14 protein-coding genes are annotated in these 17,053 nt (G+C 62.8%); 11 read left to right on the forward strand and 3 right to left on the reverse strand.

Annotation, left to right across the window (positions count from 1 at the left end; all coding sequences use genetic code 11):
• Positions 1-29 precede the first annotated feature (29 nt).
• The 4 genes from FA87_RS20665 (at position 30) to FA87_RS05180 (ending at position 4,753) form a co-directional block, all read left to right on the forward strand.
• Positions 30-359: a hypothetical protein gene (locus tag FA87_RS20665; protein WP_043692872.1), complete on the forward strand. Its 330-nt coding sequence runs from the start codon at positions 30-32 to the stop codon at positions 357-359.
• A 1,385-nt stretch (positions 360-1,744) separates the two neighbouring features.
• Positions 1,745-2,275, forward strand: coding sequence for a hypothetical protein (locus tag FA87_RS05165; RefSeq protein ID WP_043692875.1), 531 nt, complete (start codon positions 1,745-1,747; stop codon positions 2,273-2,275).
• A gap of 530 nt (positions 2,276-2,805) precedes the next feature.
• Entirely contained in the window at positions 2,806-3,189 is a 384-nt protein-coding gene (locus FA87_RS05170; RefSeq protein WP_043692877.1) for a DUF2750 domain-containing protein, read from the forward strand.
• A 1,195-nt stretch (positions 3,190-4,384) separates the two neighbouring features.
• Positions 4,385-4,753: a hypothetical protein gene (locus FA87_RS05180; RefSeq protein ID WP_043692880.1), complete on the forward strand. Its 369-nt coding sequence runs from the start codon at positions 4,385-4,387 to the stop codon at positions 4,751-4,753.
• 127 nt (positions 4,754-4,880) lie between these two features.
• On the opposite strand, the gene FA87_RS05185 is transcribed toward FA87_RS05180, so the two are convergent.
• From FA87_RS05185 to FA87_RS05195, 3 genes are all read right to left on the reverse strand, one after another.
• A complete protein-coding gene (locus tag FA87_RS05185) occupies positions 4,881-5,711 on the reverse strand; it encodes a hypothetical protein (RefSeq protein ID WP_043692883.1) in 831 nt (276 codons plus the stop codon).
• 25 nt (positions 5,712-5,736) lie between these two features.
• The gene (locus FA87_RS05190; RefSeq protein ID WP_043692885.1) at positions 5,737-6,858 is read right to left on the reverse strand and encodes a hypothetical protein; all 1,122 of its coding nucleotides are present in this window, start codon (positions 6,856-6,858) and stop codon (positions 5,737-5,739) included.
• Positions 6,859-6,954: 96 nt separating this feature from the next.
• Positions 6,955-7,980 carry a magnesium and cobalt transport protein CorA gene (locus tag FA87_RS05195; protein WP_036115060.1) on the reverse strand — a complete coding sequence of 342 codons (1,026 nt, stop codon included), beginning with the start codon at positions 7,978-7,980 and terminating at the stop codon, positions 6,955-6,957.
• Between the two features lie 261 nt (positions 7,981-8,241).
• On the opposite strand from FA87_RS05195, the gene tssB reads away from it, so the two are divergent.
• Genes tssB through tssH form a run of 7 tightly spaced genes read left to right on the forward strand, consistent with a single transcriptional unit; the run spans position 8,242 to position 16,959 of the window.
• Entirely contained in the window at positions 8,242-8,757 is a 516-nt protein-coding gene (gene tssB, locus FA87_RS05200; RefSeq protein WP_036115058.1) for a type VI secretion system contractile sheath small subunit, read from the forward strand.
• 3 nt (positions 8,758-8,760) lie between these two features.
• Complete coding sequence (gene tssC / locus FA87_RS05205; RefSeq protein WP_036115055.1) at positions 8,761-10,254, forward strand: type VI secretion system contractile sheath large subunit; 1,494 nt, start codon at positions 8,761-8,763, stop codon at positions 10,252-10,254.
• 45 nt (positions 10,255-10,299) lie between these two features.
• A complete protein-coding gene (locus tag FA87_RS05210; RefSeq protein WP_036115052.1) occupies positions 10,300-10,806 on the forward strand; it encodes a type VI secretion system tube protein Hcp in 507 nt (168 codons plus the stop codon).
• A gap of 7 nt (positions 10,807-10,813) precedes the next feature.
• Positions 10,814-11,317: a type VI secretion system baseplate subunit TssE gene (gene tssE, locus FA87_RS05215; protein WP_036115049.1), complete on the forward strand. Its 504-nt coding sequence runs from the start codon at positions 10,814-10,816 to the stop codon at positions 11,315-11,317.
• 4 nt (positions 11,318-11,321) lie between these two features.
• Positions 11,322-13,187, forward strand: coding sequence for a type VI secretion system baseplate subunit TssF (gene tssF, locus FA87_RS05220; RefSeq protein ID WP_043697432.1), 1,866 nt, complete (start codon positions 11,322-11,324; stop codon positions 13,185-13,187).
• The gene (tssG, locus tag FA87_RS05225; protein WP_043692890.1) at positions 13,151-14,191 is read left to right on the forward strand and encodes a type VI secretion system baseplate subunit TssG; all 1,041 of its coding nucleotides are present in this window, start codon (positions 13,151-13,153) and stop codon (positions 14,189-14,191) included. Before tssF ends, tssG begins: the two co-directional genes overlap by 37 nt.
• Complete coding sequence (tssH, locus tag FA87_RS05230; RefSeq protein ID WP_043692893.1) at positions 14,188-16,959, forward strand: type VI secretion system ATPase TssH; 2,772 nt, start codon at positions 14,188-14,190, stop codon at positions 16,957-16,959. The genes tssG and tssH overlap by 4 nt, the downstream gene beginning before the upstream one ends.
• Positions 16,960-17,053 lie beyond the last annotated feature (94 nt).

Here is a 17,053-nt window from a genome sequence, read left to right on the forward strand (position 1 = left end):
AATAATTCGTTTACGCACCAGGAAACGCGGTGCTGTTTCAGGGGCTGTTCTACTCCAGCGGCCAGTCATCGATCCATTTACCCAGCCTGTCGGGCACCGGTACGTACCTGGTGCTGTTCTCGGTCGGTCAGGGAAGCGCCAGTTTCACGGCCGGTGTCCAGAGCGCAACGAAAGTGACGGACGCGGTCACCACACTCTCGGTTCAAGGGGCATCGCAGAGCGTGCGTGGCACGTTCTCGGCGCAGGGCGGCGACACGCTTGCTCTGAAGATCGTCGGCGCCACCACCAGCCCGGTCAACGCGAACGTCGGTTATGAAATACAATCGTTTTCCTTTTGTCGGTCGAGAGTTGGACGATGACGACTTATACTATTTTCGCTCACGCTATTATCGGCCGTCACAAGGTCGATTCATAAGCGAGAAATCTATTGGTTTCGCATCTGGCCAGCGAAACCTATACCAATACGTTGATGGATCTCCGACTAACTATATGGATCCCACGGGTCATTGCCCGCAGTGCATCGTTGGAGCCGTCATCGGCGGTGTCGCAGGGGGCCTTTCTGGTGGTGGGCGAGGCGCGCTTGCAGGCAGCATTATCGGTGCGGTGACCGGCGGTTGCGGTGCGTTGGCTGGCCCGGCAGCGGGTGCGGCTGGTGGCGATGCCATGACCGGTGTCGTTGGTGAGGCCGTTGCAGCGATGGTGGGGACTTCGGTTCGCGGGCTAGCTACGGGCGTGTATGTCGCAGCATCGGGCTAAGTCAGTACTATGGCCGGGAACGTAACCGCCGGTAAACCAGCTAACAAGCGCGCCGGGTGCGACGCTGCGTTCGGTTTTGCCGCACCTTGCCGTTCCGGTGAAGCGTTAGTCGCCACGCAGGTCGCGGAGTCTTCGTTAGTCACTGGCGGTGCCCTCGGAAGAGCGTCGCGAATTATCGGTCCTGTGGCTAGCGCCGCAGATCCACTCGGTGATTGCTGGACTCAACCCCCGCCCGGTGGTTATCACTTTCCCTACGGCAGCATGTATTTTTGATGCATATGAGAAATGTAGACGTCTTTAAGTACGGTTCGGCACGCTGGCTTGTCCCGCTGATGAGTCTGTCCATGCTCGCCGTTATTGGGTTTCTAACTACGCGTGTGTTCGAGCAGTGTCGCGAGGGCGATGGATGCATTCATTTGTGGTTCCTGTCAATGTGCGCTTTGCTGTTCATTTGGCCACCGCTTGCATACCGTGATGTAGTTGTGTCGACAGAGGGTATCGGACGCGCCTTCCCTGGGCTGCCAGGCCGTTTGGTCCCTTGGGGAGAAATCGTATCTGTTCGCTGTTTTTTTCTTACGGGCCCGGAGGGAAGGGCAAAGTCCTACCAGTTGCAAACCAGGCGCGGGAGCGACTTCGGGGCCGTGACAGTAAGAACCGTCATCGCTGATATTGATCGTTGGGTTGCTTTTGTGGATGCTGAAATCGCGCAGAGAGGTATACCGATTATGGCTTTGAAATCCGGAGTACTTACAAAACTCGAAAGATTGCCACCGCCGCTCAAGGGGCCTGAAGCATGGCGGTGAAGATTCGCCATCTCACCGAAAACTGTAGTGATCGTCGCATGCCTCACTGTGGACCGCCCAGACTTTCGTATTCCAATAGGGCCGTCGTCCATGTCGCATCGTTCGATGGCACCGATGGGTGCGAGTGAGATTCAGAGAACGTGCGCATCACATGGAACGGCATTTGGGGTCAGAGCTAGACGATCATGAAAAATGTTGAAGTGTTCAAGTTTGGGGTCATGCGTTGGCTACTCCCGATAGTTTCTCTGGGAGTGATCGTTTTTTTTGTCGCCGCGATCGTCGACTTGACCCCGAAAGACCGCTCGGAACACTGGTTTCTGGTGCAGGTGCTTTTCCCCTTCGCCGTCATTTTCCATGTGTGTCTGGCGATGATATGCCGCGATGTGGTGATCTCGAACGAAGGCATTGGACGGTCCTTTCTTGGATTGCGAGGGCGCTTTCTACCGTGGGACGCCATCAGTTCCGTTGACTGCTCTCCGCTCCCTTCGTCAGATGGAAAAGCGAAGTACTACCACCTAAGGTGTCGGGGCCAGCGACGCCGCGGCGGCGTTACCGTGTGGAGCGCGATCGATGACGTCGAGCGGCTTGTCTCTCTGATCGAGGTCGAGATCAAGCAGCGGAAGATTCCCATTCTTAAGCGTAACGCGCTGGACACCGGGATGGTTGAGATGGAACGCATGCCGTCACCTGTCACGGATTACAGAGCGTGGAGCTGAGTGAGTAATGGTGAGATCTGCTCTCGATGCGCTAGCAAGAGCGTTCGTAGCGATCTGTGTGCTTCTGCTATTTGGCTACCTCCACCTCACGTCGGTCTATTATCCCGGGTCCCCGCGCTCTCGATAGATGGTCAGCCTTCCTGGCAAAAAGATGTCTCGTCACTGGGGCCGGAACTGGAGACAGCGATGGACAAAGGGCTGCACGAGGTGTTCGAGGCATCGTCCGACGTTCTCCACCAAAAAATGACTGGTGGGAGCCTTCTCGTGACATTCTGGCTCGAGGGCTTTATAAGATCGAACGATTCGGATGCGATCTTAAAGAGGGGCACGGTGTAGGTAGCATCGTGTGCGCTGTATGGATCTGGGTGTGGTGCATCTGTTTTGCTTAAGATCGATCAGGGAATGGGATTAGGAGTTCCGATGCTCGACGACAACTAAGGGATGGATCTCGGAAGCGAGCAGGTAATGGACGAGATTGAACGGGTGTCATTGCCCATCACGGGTGCGACGCCTGGAGGTAGTACCCGAGTATGAGTCTTAACGAAAAAGAGATATCCGCGGTCTCCGCGTTGTCGCGTGATGAGCGTCTTGGATATTTTATCAAGCGAGCGGCAGATTTCGAGCGGGTCTGGGGCATCGACGAAGCAGGCTGGGTTCTCTCTGCGCTCAACGACGGTCGGCCCGTGTTTCAGCTTTGGCCGTTTGCAGACTACGCGGCGTTGTGTTGCGTGGGTGAGTGGGCATCCTGTGCGCCCAAAGCGATCGATCTCGATGACTTCATGGAATCCTTTCTGGCCGACTTTGAAGAGAGCGGGGTGCTGATCGGCATCTTCTATACGCCACATGATGCAGGAGCCATCCTTACTGCCAGCGAGCTTCGCGGTTTCCTCGAAGATGAACTGGAGAAGTACTGATCATGCACGTGGTGAGAGACGAAGCGAGTATTCCAGCGCTCTACGGGAAATGAGAAGAGATCAGCCCGGGCACGGCAATCGCAGGAAGGCGATGACATGTCGGGGCACGGGACGCTGGGCGCTTCAGGCGGTGCTCTCGGGTTTCGCTTCGTGCTCGACGTTTTTTCTGTGCATTGCGCGCGAATGAATGATCTCGTCGCTGAGTCGTTCCGATTTTCAGGTCACCTAGTCGCAGGCAGTGCAAACCTTTTCTTCATTTCCATTGAGCGGCAGCGAGAACGCAATGCTCTTGAAGCTCCGAGACACATGTCTTTATGTAGCCGTCTTCGCATTCGTCATACGAGTGATCATCTTGGGATCGCGGGGCTATAACTCGACTCAGCCCGGATCCAGTGTACGTGGTCGCCGTTCCGTTCAAGGCATTTCCTTATATCTGACCGAGCGCGAGATGGCCTGGAATGAGCGCGCCATCTGGGCGTCAGTCGCGGCGATGCTGGTCACTCTGGTTGCTTGGGTCAAAGTATTTCGGACCCAAGATCGGATCGCTACTGAAGGCGGAGGGAGTTCGTGCTGACCCATCGCTTTTCTCGCATCATTGTCTGCACCGCATGCTCAGCGATAAGCTGGTCATACGCGAAAGGCCTTGCAGCGTGAACTCAAACCTTAAAATCAGCGCTTCGCTTGCAATTTTTGCCCTCGTCCTCACTGGAAACTGTATCCATGCGAAATCGGCTTCGACGTCACACGATAGTTCTGACACACACCGAGTTTAAGTGGCACTAGCCTACGATGAAAATACCTCGTTATCCGCGAAGTCGCTACATGCATGGGATGCGCGTTACTTTGCCGGTCCTTCGGCGAAAGAATGTGTAGGCAAATCCGCCCGTATCACAATCGTGCCGAAGAAGGTTCGCGTTGAACGGGACAAGTTTTCTGAGTCAGATGTGGTGGTCGTTGAGATGACCTCGTCCGATGGGTCGGCGTTGACGCGACTAACATCGGAGGCCGTGAAGCATGGCTCTCGCCAGGAGTTCGTGCTGATTGGCGGGAAGATAGTCATAAGCGCATTCGTATACGCGCCGTTCGAGGGGAGTGAGTTGTGGCTCGATCCCTCGTCGGATGACTAGGCAAGGGGTATCTCCCCGCTTCTTTCCGCTGACGGGAAGAATTGAGAATATTCATTGGATAACAACGCATGCGCGCTGACGAGCTTGGGCATTACCTGGAGAAGAAGGGGCTGCTTCACGACTGTCTCTTATCGTGGCGCGAGCTGGGCGAGGGTCGGCTATCCGTCGAGGTGTCCGATGTCAATGCGGCGACTCACGGTCTGCCCGAGTACCCAGGTGCCAGTCGTTTGATCCTGGAGCTGGAGGGCGTTTGCGTGAAGGAAATGGTCGCGCCGGCCGATGAGCTGAGGGTATTCGAGGCGTCGGCGAGGTTGTCCGGTGAGGCGGCCTCCCTCGGCGAATTCAGGGTGACGTTCTGGCCGGCAGGTCATATGACACTCTCGTTCGCGGCTGCTCGAGTGACGGAGCGACCTGTCAGAGAACTGAGCCCGAGGTAGTCCGGCTGATGGGCCGTGTCTCTCGGCACGGGATAGCATCGGTCAGCTGCCTGGTTGGGGGCGGCTTCAAGAAGATTCAGACACCGATGCGGGCCGGCCACGCCTTTCGGTGGCCGGCCCGCAAAAATCACATCCGCGGACAAAAATTATCCGCAATCTTCCCCGCCCGCTCGTTCTCCACCCGCAGATGAAAGTCCCGCAACATCCGGTTCTTCGTCATCTGAAACAACCGCACATCCCCGGTCGCTCCCGGCTCATACGCCGGCAGATGAATCACATGGATATTCACGTGATAAGCATCCGAGAAAATCTGAAACGCCTTCCGGCAAGCCTGACATGGCGGCTGTGACACCCACGCCGCGATAACCCCGCCCCGTGGAATGTTCCCCGCCAGAATATCGCGCTCGATCGTGCGCAACGCGCGCATCTCCGCGTCATACCCACGCCCGAGACGGGCGGTCGAGTCACCCGCCATCGACTCCTCGAGAATGGAGTGCTCGCCGTCGGGAATCCGCGCATACACGTTCGGATTCACATCGGAGTAGTACTGGGCCCAGTCCGGCATATCGAAGCTCGGTACCGCTACGCCCGCCTCGTGCGGCAGGGCCGCCGCGGCCACGCGCCCGGACAGACCGTGATAAAGCGTCGTGCGTGGGCGCCCCGTGCTGTCGATCCACCTGTACTTCACCTGCGCCGCGGTGGCCTTGGCCCATTCCATGCGGAACCCAGTGTAGGCGCGCTCCGTGGTCGTCGCCGGCCCGTGTGCCGCCGCGTAGCGCTGCGCACCGCGAAGGTGGTACTTGAACGTGCTGACCAGATTTTCCTTCGCGGCGAGCATCGCCTCGGGGGATGTCACTTCGATGTACTTCACCGTTCCCGCGACGGTGATGGATGAGGCGAGAAGCAAGGCGACGGCGGCAGCCGCGCGAAACGAGCGAAAAGAGCGAAACGATGTCATACGTAAGTCATCCATGATGGAAGGTTCAGAAGCGGCGGCAGAGAAGTCCGGACGAGCGCTCCTCCAGCGCGAGGGCTTCCTCCTCTTCGATCTCACCGGAGGCGGCGAGATCTTCCGCGGCCAGGGTCTCGACGAATTCCGCGGCGGCAAGGACGTCCAGCACGACACCGAACGGGACGAGCAGGGCGAGCACGTTCGCCAGCGGCGACTTCTCGGGCTGACTCTCGCGAACCAGGCCGGCCTGCCGGCGAAACTCTTCGTTGTACCAGGCGTAGACGGCGCGGTCGCTGGCATCGACGAAGCACACCGGGCCCTGCGTGGGGTCGAGGCTAGCGACGCCTTCGCGATAGCGGAAGGTCTCCGTGCAGGGCGGCGCGACATACGACTGATTGTCGCGATACGCGGCGGCGACGCGCGCGATGCGGAACGGCGTGCCGATCTCGCGCAGGCCGCGAAACGATGACCGGGCGACGGTGTGTCGGTTCACTTCGCTCTCGAGGACGTCGCGGAGATACTGCGCGTCATAGGCATCGAGTGAGCCGCCAGCCGGGGTGGCCATGAAGCGTTCGAGCACGTCCGGCTCGACGTTGCGGACCTCCTGCTGGTCGACCGGCGTCGCGGCGATGCGTTCGCGCAGGATCTGCGCCGCCACGGCGTACTTGGCGGCAAAGGTGCTGTGTGCGTTGCCGAAGATGGCTATCGACTGGTTGAAAATGTCCGACTCGACGCCCGCCTTGATCGCGCTCAGGGCCGAATGTTCGGACCCGTAGCCGGGGAAGGCGTGGGGCAGGCCTACGTGCTCGGGGTGCGCCTTGGTGAAGCCGAGGTCCCATTGCAGGATCTCCCACGCCTGCTGCCAGTACAGAGGTCGGCCTGGGCGATCGAGCCGTGCCGCGGCGGCGGCGAAGGCGGGATCGATCTGGGCGGCGTCAAAAGCGGCCGGCTCGGTATAAGCGTGTGAGGGCAGATGGCTCGGGCGGAGCAGGCGCTCTTTCCAGTACGCGTCGTTGAAGCCGGCATCGTAGGCCTCAGCGGGCGTGTGGCGCTCCGCGAGATAGGCCTTGAGGAAATCGACCGGAGGAAGGTCGGCGGCCATGGCCGGCAATGGGAGCAGGGCGAGGGCCAGGAGTTTGGGATTGAGGTGCATGGCATCCGTGTCGGGGGCGTCCCTTCATTGGGACGGGCGACATTGGATCGGATATGCCCTGGACGGTCTGTCGGTGAAAGGGGGTGAAGCGTGTGGTCAGAACCACTTGTTCCGTTTCAGCGCGATGAAGATGCCGCCGACGATGCACGCGACCAGACAGGTGATAGCGGGATACGCCCAGGGCTTATCGAGCTCCGGCATGTGCGTGAAGTTCATGCCGTACCAGCTGGTGATCAGCGTCGGCGCGGCGAGCATGGCCGCCCAGCCGGCGAGCTTTTTCATCACCTCGTTCTGACCGAAGGTCACCAGCGCCAGGTTGACGCTGATGGCGGCCCCGAGCATTTCCCGCATCGCCGAAATCGACTCGTTTACGCGGAACACGTGATCGTAGATATCGCGGAAGTACGCCCGCAGGTCGTCGTGGATCAGGTGCGGATGCAGGCGTACCAGCTGCGCGACGATGTCCTGCAACGGTACGACCGCCAGCCTCAGCGTCATCAGTTCGCGCTGCATGTCGTACAGGCGCTTGATGGTCTGCCGGTTGTACGTCTCGGCGAAGATATCGTTTTCCAGCTCGTGCAGCTCTTCCCGGAAGTCGCGCACGATCGGCAGGAAGTTGTCGACGATGAAGTCGAGCACCGAATACAGCGCGTAGCTCGGGCCCATGCGCAGCAGCTCGGGCGACTGCTCGCACGTGCGGCGTGCCGGTGCATACGACAGCGACGCCCCATGCCGCACCGTCACGAAGTACCTCTGCCCCACGAAGATCTGCGTTTCGCCGAAGGCGATGTTGCCGCCGACCAGCTGCGCGGTCTGCGCGACGATAAAGAGCGAGTCGCCGTACGTCTCGATCTTGGTGCGCTGGTGGGCCAGCTGCGCGTCCTCGATGGCGAGGTCGTGCAGGTTGAATTCCTCCTGCAACTTCAGCAGCAGGGTTTCATCGGGTTCGTGCAGTCCGACCCAGACGAAGGTGTCCGGTTCCTTGAGGACATCGCTGATGGCTTCGATGCTGATGTCGCCGATACGGCGGCCATCGGTGCGGTAAGCGACGCAGTTGACCACCATGCCGCCCGAGGGGACGTAGGTGGGCGCGGATTCGGGAAGGATCGAGACGGAAGCCATGGCGGGCATGATGCCGGGCCGGATGTGACGCGGCAATCGCGACCCGGCGATCCACCGAAAAAGCGCAGGGACTTGCGGCTCAACGCCCCGTGAGGCGTGCAAAAAGTTCCGCCCGGCGCCATCACCTGTGCTTATGCCACCCATAACGAGCAACGATTTCAGCGAAATCCGGGGCTGGCCGACAATGACCCTTCGATTGATGGCATGAAATACAGCCGTCATGTTCATTCATTGCGTCTATTGAAGCCGTAGGAAACCACGATGGCCAAATCGAGCAGCCAGAAGTTCATCGCGCGCAATCGCGCCCCGCGCGTGCAGATCGAATACGACGTCGAGCTTTATGGCGCCCAGAAGAAGGTGAGCATTCCCTTCGTCATGGGGGTGATGACCGACCTGTCGGGTGCCAGCGCGGGCGACCTGCCTCCGGTGGAAGAGCGCAAGGCGCTGGAGATTGACGTCGACAACTTCAATGACCGTCTCGAGTCGACGCGTCCGACCGTTTCCTTCGATGTGCCCAACACGCTGACCGGCGAAGGCAACCTGGCCATCGAGATGCGCTTCAGCCATCTCGACGACTTCTCGCCGGCCGCCATCGCGCGCAACGTCGAACCGCTCGCGAAGCTGCTCGAGGCGCGGATGCAGCTGGCCAACCTGGGCACGTACCTCGACGGCAAGCTCGGTGCCGAGCGGCTGATCGCCCAGGCGATCCAGGATCCGGCGTTGCTCGCGGCCCTTGCCGCGAACCGTCCGGCCACTAACGACGCCAAGGAGGACTGACCGATGGCGACCACGCAGACCCAGGCCGCCGAGGCCCTCGTCGATACGACTGAAGGCAGCGACTTCTCCGCACTGCTTACCAAGGAATTCCGCCCGAAGAGCGAGCGCGCTCGTACCGAGGTGGAGTCCGCCGTGCGTACGCTGGCCGAGCAGGTGCTCGATCGTGCGGATATCGTGTCCGATGACGTCACGCAGACGATCAACGCGTACATCGCCGAGATCGACCGCAAGCTCAGCGAGCAGATCAACCATATTCTTCACCACCCGGACTTCCAGAAACTGGAAGGGGCTTGGCGTGGCCTGCATCACCTGGTGACCAACACCGAGACGGATCCGCAGCTGAAGATCCGTGTGATGAACCTCTCCAAGAACGACCTCGGTCGTACGCTCAAGCGGTACAAGGGCACGGCGTGGGACCAGAGCCCGATCTTCAAGAAGGTGTACGAAGAGGAATACGGCCAGCTGGGCGGTGAGCCATATGGCTGCCTCATCGGCGATTACTACTTCGACCACGGTCCGCAGGACGTCGAATTGCTGCGCGGCATGGCCCAGGTGGCTGCCGCGTCGCATGCCCCGTTCATCGCCGCCGCCGCGCCGGGCCTGCTCGGTATGGACAGCTGGGGCGAACTCGCCAACCCGCGCGATCTGGCCAAGATCTACTCGACGCCCGACTACGCCGCCTGGCGCTCGCTGCGTGACGGTGAGGATGCGAAATACGTCGCGCTGACCATGCCGCGCACGCTGTCGCGTCTGCCTTACGGCGCCAAGACGGACCCGGTGGAAGAGTTCGATTTCGAGGAAGACACCAGCGGCGCCGACTCGTCGAAGTACACCTGGCAGAACGCCGCGTACGCGATGGGTGTGAACATCAACCGCTCGTTCAAGCAGTACGGCTGGTGCACGCGTATTCGTGGTGTGGAATCGGGCGGTACGGTGGACAACCTCCCGGCGCACGTCTTCCCGACGGACGACGGCGGCGTGGACATGAAGTGCCCGACCGAGATCGCGATCACCGATCGTCGCTCGGCGGAGCTGGACAAGATGGGCCTCATGCCTGTCGTGCACCGCAAGAACTCCGACATGGCCGCCTTCATCGGTGCGCAGTCGCTGGCCCGTCCGGAGGAGTACGACGATCCGGATGCCACGGCCAACGCGGCGCTCAGCGCACGCCTGCCGTACATGTTCGCCTGCTCGCGCTTCGCGCATTACCTGAAGTGCATCGTGCGGGACAAGATCGGTTCGTTCAGCACGCGTGAGCAGATGCAGGACTGGCTAACCCGCTGGGTCCTCAACTACGTCGATGGCGACCCGATCAACTCCAACGAAGAGACCAAGGCGCGCAAGCCGCTCGCCGCGGCACAGGTAGTAGTCGAGGAAGTGGAAGGTAACCCCGGTTACTACACCTCCAAGTTCTACCTCAAGCCGCACTACCAGCTGGAAGGCCTCACCGTCTCCCTGCGTCTGGTGGCACGCCTGCCGTCCGGCAAGACCGGCTGACCCTGAGTCTCTCCCTCTTCACGCGACACACAAGGAAAAGCGTTCATGGCATTCGACATGCACATCAAGTTCGGCCCCGGTCAGGTCAAGATCGAGGGCGCGTCCAACCACGCCAAGCATAAGGATCAGGTGCCGATCATCGCCTGGTCGTGGGGCGCCAGCAACGCCGGCAACCTGCACACCGGTGCGGGCTACGCGTCCGGCGGTAAGGCCAACGTGCAGGACATCGTGATCACCAAGTACGTCGACTCGTGCTCCAACGCGCTGCTCAACGCGGTGTGCACCGGTGCGCGCGTCGACAGCGCCACGCTGTACGTCACCAACGCCACGGGTGAGCAGACCGACTTCGTCACCATCGAACTCACCGAGGGCGTGATGATCACCTCGGTATCCACCGGCGGTAGCGGCGGCGACGAGCGTCTGACCGAGAACGTCACGCTGCACTTCGGCAAGTTCAAGTACTCGTTCCAGCCGCAGGACGACAAGGGCAAGGCGACGGGCGGTACCAAGGACTTCACGTACGACATGCAGCAGGTGAAGGGTCAGGCCTGATCGCCGCATGGCCGAGCTGACCAACCAGGAGCGTCTCCAGCCGTCGTTACTGGATCGCCTGCGCGACGACGAGCCCCACGTCGCGCAGGAGAGCCGGGAGAAGCGTGTCATGACCGCGGCACGTCTGCGCGAGTACGTGGTGCGCGACCTGGCCTGGTTGTTCAACTGCACGCGGCACTGGTCATCCGAGGAACTGGCGGGACTGCCGTACGTCGAGGCTTCCGTTCTCGACTACGGCATCCCGGATCTCACCGGGGCGGCCATCGCGGGCATGGATATCGAGGTACTTCGCCAGCGCATCCGCGCCGCGATCGCCACGTTCGAGCCCCGGCTCGATCCGGCCACGCTGCATGTCGATGTGCATGCCGACACCGCGCGGATGGACCGCCTGACGCTGTCCTTCAGCATCGAGTCGACGATGTGGGCGCAACCGTTGCCCCTCAACCTTTACCTGAAGACCGAGGTCGATCTGGAAACCGCGCGTTTCAGTGTTTTCGACGGCCTCGGCTGAGATCATGGACCCCCGACTTCTCCGCTACTACAGCCAGGAACTCCAGCACGTCCGCGAGACGGGTGCGGAGTTTGCCAGCGCCTATCCCAAGATCGCCGGCCGCCTTGGCATGGAGGGGATGGAGTGTGCGGATCCTTATGTGGAACGTCTGCTCGAAGGCTTCGCGTTTCTCTCCGCGCGCGTGCAGATGAAACTCGACGCGCAGCACCCGGTGTTTACCCAGCACTTGCTGCGCATGCTGTACCCGCAATACCTGGCACCGGTGCCCTCGATGGCGGTGGTCGAGATGACGCCGGACCATACCGAGAGCGTGCCGGGCGAAGGGCATCGGGTGCCACGTGGCACCGCGCTGCGCAGCCAGATCGGCTTTGGCGAGCGCACCGCCTGCGAATACCGCACGGCTCATCCGGTCACGCTGCTGCCGCTTTCGCTGAGTGACGCCCGTTACTTCTCGACGCCCGCGGCGATCGCCGCGGCGGGCCTCGCCGTTCCGGCGGGCAAACAGCCCCGCGCGGCCTTGCGCCTGCGCTTCTCATTGAGCCCGGGGGTGACTCTGGATGCCTTGTCATGCGACGAACTGCCCGTGTTCTTCGCGGGGTCCGGCGATCTGGCGAGTCTGCTTCACGAGCAGGTACTGGGTAACGGCATCGGTTTTTCCGTCGTGGCCGGCGAGCACATCCGGCATCTCGAGCCGTCGCAGATCGAAGCGCGCGGCTTCAGCGACGGCGAAGCCCTGCTGCCGCTGAGCGACCGTTCGTTCAGCGGTTACCGCTTGCTGCAGGAATATTTCGCCTGTCCGCAGCGCTTTCAGTTTGCGGCGTTCACGGGGCTGCGCCGGGCACTGCCTCGCTCCACGGGCCATACCTTCGACATCGTCGTCTGGCTGGATCGCGCGGTCGCAAGACTGGACAACGCGGTGGACGCCTCCTATGTGCGCCTGCACTGCACGCCGGCCATCAACCTTTTCCCGCGCCGCTCGGATCGCATCCATCTGCGTGAGGGGGCGGCGGAGTACCACGTGCTGGCCGACCGAACGCGCCCCATGGATTTCGAGGTGGTGGATGTCGAGGATGTGCAGGGCTTCGGTGACAGCCAGGACCCCGAGCAGACGTTTTTCCCGTTTTACGGGGGCAACGCGCGCACGTGGCATCAGCCGGCGTCCGCGTTCTACACGCTGAGGCGCGAACCACGCGTTTCCTCGCAGCGGCAACGCCGCGACGGACCGCGTTCGAGTTACGTCGGTGGCGAAGTGTTCCTTTCGCTGGTGGATGGGCGCGAGGCGCCGTACGCGAGCAGCCTGCGTCAGCTGGGCATGCGGCTGCTGTGCAGTAATCGCGACCTGCCGCTGCACATGCCGGTGGGGAAGGGTGCGACCGATTTTCTGCTCGATACGGATGCGCCGGTCCGGTCGATCCGTTGTGTCGCGGGGCCAACGCGTCCGCGCGCCGCGATGGCCGAAGGGCAGGCGGCCTGGAAGGTCATCAGTCATCTGCAGCTCAACTATCTGTCGTTGCTTGAGCACAGTGACGGTGCCGCCGCCCTGCGCGAGATGCTGTTGCTCTACAGCGACGAGTACGACGCCGCCTCACGACGTTTGATCGAAGGCGTGCGCGACGTACGCTCGGCACCGATCGTGCGTCGCCTGCCGATTCCCGGTCCGGTGACGTATGGCCGCGGACTCCAGATCACGCTCACCTGCGAGGACCGCGCCTTCGAGGGAACGGGTACCTACCTGTTCGGGTCGGTCATGCAGCACTTCTTCGCCCGGTACGTCTCGCTGAACTCGTTCACCGAGACCGTGCTGCACACCCACGAACGCAACGAGGTGGCCCGGTGGACGGCTCGCTCCGGCACGCGCCCGATCCTCTGACGCTCTTCGAAGCGTTGCGCGGGGACCCGTCGTCGTTCGACTGGTTCGAAGCGCTGCGCCGCGTGGAGTGTGTGCACGCCGACCGCCCGCGGCTGGGTCGCTCCGTGCGACCGGCGGACGATCCGGTGCGTCTGGCGCATACCCCGTCGCTCGACTTCGCACCCCGTTCGATCGACCGCATGGAAATCGCGGCCGGACGCCCGCCGCGTATTCACAGCCTGATGCTGGGGCTGTGGGGCCCCAACGGCGCGCTGCCATTGCATCTGACTGAATACACGCTGGAACGCGAGCGTGTGGCACGCGACGGTACGTTTACCGCCTTCGCGGACGTCTTCCATCACCGCATGCTGAGCCTGTTCTACCGGGCCTGGGCGGACTCGCAACCGACCGTGCAGATGGATCGTCCCGATGAGGACGCCTTTGCGCATTTCCTCGGCGCGCTGGTGGGCATCGACAGCCCCGCGCTGGCCGGACGCGATGCTCTGCCGGATCGTTTCAAGCGCTATATGGCCGGCCGCGTGCTCAGCCAGGCCCGCAATGCCGAAGGGCTTACGGCCTTTCTCGGCGCGTTCTTCGAGGTGCCGGTCCACGTGGAGGAGTTCGCCGTGGCGTGGCTCACGCTGCCGGACGAGGGGCGCCTGCGCATGGGCGTCGCGATGGCCGGGATGGGCACCACCGCCGTGTTGGGCGAGCGGGTGCGTGACGCACAGCACCGTGTTCGCCTGCGCCTGGGGCCGATGCGTTTCGCCGACTACCGCCGTTTCCTCCCGGGCGGCGACGCGCTGGACGAGCTGATCGCCGCGCTGCGCTTCTACGCGGGCGACGCCGTCGACTGGGACGCGCAACTGGTCCTGCGCCGTGAAGAAGTGCCGCTCACTCACATGGGGCGGGCGGGTCGCCTCGGCATGTCGTCGTGGATGGGTCGCTTCGCCGGCCCCGGCGATGCCGGGGATCTCGTCGTGCAACCCATGACTCTGCCGAATCGATCGAGGAAACCATCGTGACCGACATTCGTCGTACCGCCCTGTTCGGAAAGCTCAACAGCGTGGCCTACAAGACCATCGAAAGCGCGACCGTGGCCTGCCGGTTGCGCGGCCATCGCGACGTCGAGCTGGTCCACTGGCTGCAGCAGATCCTGGGACTGGGGGATTCGGATCTTCATCGTCTCATTCGTCATGCCGGCATCGATCCGTCGCGTCTCGCGCGCGATGTCACCGAAGCGCTGGACCGGCTGCCGGGCGGCGCGTCGTCTGTCAGCGACCTGTCGGCGGACATCGAGGAAGCGGTGGAACGCGGCTGGGTCTACGCGACGCTCAGCTTCGGCGAATCACAGGTGCGCACCGGCTACCTCATGGCGGGCATCGTGCGTACGCGGCGCCTGCGGCACGTGCTGATGGATATCTCCAAAGAGTTCGCCAAGATCCGCGTGGAGGGACTGGTCGAGGACCTTCCCGCGATGATCGCCGGCTCACCGGAAGAGCGTCTCGGCGCGACCGATGGGTTTCGCATGGGCGACGGTGCCGCCGATTCGGGCGACACACCCGCGCCGGCGGCGATGGGGAAGCGCGACGCGCTGAAGCGCTATACCGTCGATCTCACGGCACAGGCCCGCGAAGGCAGGATCGATCCGGTCGTCGGTCGTGACGACGAGATTCGCCAGGTCGTCGATATCCTCATGCGCCGCCGGCAGAACAATCCGATGCTGGTGGGCGAGGCTGGCGTCGGCAAGACGGCCGTCGTCGAAGGCTTCGCACAGCGCATCGTCGCGGGCGACGTGCCACCGTCATTGCGCGAGGTGGAACTGCGCGTGCTCGACGTCGGCCTGCTGCAGGCCGGTGCAAGCATGAAAGGCGAGTTCGAAAGCCGACTGCGTCAGGTCATCGACGAGGTGCAGGCTTCCGCGACCCCGGTGATCCTGTTCATCGACGAAGCGCATACGCTGGTCGGCGCCGGTGGCGCCGCGGGTACCGGCGATGCCGCCAACCTGCTCAAGCCAGCGCTCGCGCGTGGCAGCCTGCGCACGATCGGTGCCACCACCTGGGCGGAATACAAGAAACACATCGAGAAGGACCCCGCACTGACCCGGCGCTTCCAGACGGTGCAGGTCGGTGAGCCGGATGAAGCGAAAGCGGTGCTGATGCTGCGCACCGTGGCGGGCGTGATGGAGACGCACCACGGTGTGCAGGTGCTGGACGAGGCGATCGAGGCGGCGGTCCGGTTGTCCCACCGTTACATTCCCGCACGCCAGCTGCCCGACAAGGCGGTGAGTCTGCTCGACACGGCCTGCGCCCGCGTCGCCGTCAGTCACCATGCGGTTCCTGCGCGGGTGGCCGATAGTCGCCGTCGTATCGAGGCGCTGGAAGTGGAGCGCGAGATCGTCCGACGTGAGCGAGCGGTGGGCATCGATGTGACGGAGCGGCAGACGGCCGTCGATGCCGCGCTGTCGACCGAGACGTCCCGGCAGACGGGACTCGAGGCGGCGTGGCACGAGGAACGCCGGCTGGTCGAGGAAATCCTGGCACTGCGTGCCCGGCTGCGTGGGACGGGCGAACCCGTGGAAGGCACCGGTACGCCGCTGGAACGGGCGGCGCGGGCAGAAGCCGCGGCGATCGTTGTCGATGACGACGGACGTGACGCGGTCCTCGCCGAGTTGCGCGCCCTGCAGGCGACGTTGGCGGAACGGCAAGGCGAGAACCCCATGATCCTGCCGGCGGTCGATCAGCAGGCCGTCGCGGCGGTCGTCGCCGACTGGACCGGCATCCCCGTGGGTCGCATGGTCCGCAGCGAACTCGAGACGGTGATGAACCTCGCGTCGCTGATGGGACAGCGCGTCATCGGTCAGGACCATGCCATGGAGATGATCGCCCGGCGCGTGCAGACCTCGCGTGCGGGCCTGGACAATCCCGGTAAACCGATCGGCGTGTTTCTCCTGGCGGGAACCTCCGGTGTCGGCAAGACCGAAACCGCGCTGGCGCTGGCCGAGACCCTTTACGGCGGCGAGCACAATCTGATCACCATCAACATGAGCGAGTTTCAGGAGGCACACACGGTCTCCACGCTCAAGGGCGCGCCTCCCGGCTACGTCGGTTACGGCGAAGGCGGCGTGCTCACGGAAGCGGTAAGGCGCCGGCCCTATTCGGTGGTGTTGCTCGACGAAGTCGAGAAGGCGCATCCGGACGTGCACGAGCTGTTCTTCCAGGTGTTCGATAAAGGCGTGATGGAAGACGGCGAAGGCCGCCGCATCGACTTCCGCAATACGCTGATTCTTCTTACGACCAATGCCGGTACGGAGACGATCGAGCGCCTTTGCGCGGACACCTCACGCGTGCCGGAGGTCGAGGCGATGGCCACGGCCCTGCGCGCGCCGCTGCTCGACGTGTTCCCGCCCGCGTTACTGGGGCGCCTCGTCGCCGTGCCGTACTACCCGTTGAGTCGGCGCATGCTTGGGGAAATCGTGCGGTTGCAGGTGGCGCGGATCAAACGCCGCGTCGAGGAACGTTATCGCGTGCCTTTCGAGTGCACGGAAGCGGCGACCGCGCTGGTCGTCGGTCGCTGCACGGAAAGCGAGAGCGGTGGCCGCATGATCGACGCCATCCTGACCAACACGATGCTGCCTGAAATCAGCCGCGAGCTGCTGATGCGCACGATCGGTGGCGAACCTGTGGGCCGTGTCGTCGTGGACGCCGGGCACGACGGTTTTGTCTATAGATTCGACGCGGTCACGGCCGACGCAGCCGCCGACGCATCGTTGGCGACGACGGAGGCCGCATGACAGCCTGTCTTTCGGGTCGCGGGTTCTGTCAGGGTCCAGCGAGCACCGGGCACCGGTGCCTCGACTGCCAGAAGGCGGCGCTTGCGCCGCGGCC

Origin of the sequence: Luteibacter sp. 9133 (assembly GCF_000800155.1) — a bacterium.
GTDB lineage: Bacteria > Pseudomonadota > Gammaproteobacteria > Xanthomonadales > Rhodanobacteraceae > Luteibacter > Luteibacter mycovicinus.

Excerpts from the sequence above, each read along its gene's own strand:
- FA87_RS05165 (WP_043692875.1), top strand. The coding sequence starts at position 1,745 with ATGAAAAATGTTGAAGTGTTCAAGTTTGGGGTCATGCGTTGGCTACTC.
- FA87_RS05170 (WP_043692877.1), top strand. The coding sequence starts at position 2,806 with ATGAGTCTTAACGAAAAAGAGATATCCGCGGTCTCCGCGTTGTCGCGT.
- FA87_RS05180 (WP_043692880.1), top strand. The coding sequence starts at position 4,385 with ATGCGCGCTGACGAGCTTGGGCATTACCTGGAGAAGAAGGGGCTGCTT.
- FA87_RS05185 (WP_043692883.1), bottom strand. The coding sequence starts at position 5,711 with ATGACATCGTTTCGCTCTTTTCGCTCGTTTCGCGCGGCTGCCGCCGTC.
- FA87_RS05190 (WP_043692885.1), bottom strand. The coding sequence starts at position 6,858 with ATGCACCTCAATCCCAAACTCCTGGCCCTCGCCCTGCTCCCATTGCCG.
- FA87_RS05195 (WP_036115060.1), bottom strand. The coding sequence starts at position 7,980 with ATGGCTTCCGTCTCGATCCTTCCCGAATCCGCGCCCACCTACGTCCCC.
- tssB (WP_036115058.1), top strand. The coding sequence starts at position 8,242 with ATGGCCAAATCGAGCAGCCAGAAGTTCATCGCGCGCAATCGCGCCCCG.
- tssC (WP_036115055.1), top strand. The coding sequence starts at position 8,761 with ATGGCGACCACGCAGACCCAGGCCGCCGAGGCCCTCGTCGATACGACT.
- FA87_RS05210 (WP_036115052.1), top strand. The coding sequence starts at position 10,300 with ATGGCATTCGACATGCACATCAAGTTCGGCCCCGGTCAGGTCAAGATC.
- tssE (WP_036115049.1), top strand. The coding sequence starts at position 10,814 with ATGGCCGAGCTGACCAACCAGGAGCGTCTCCAGCCGTCGTTACTGGAT.
- tssF (WP_043697432.1), top strand. The coding sequence starts at position 11,322 with ATGGACCCCCGACTTCTCCGCTACTACAGCCAGGAACTCCAGCACGTC.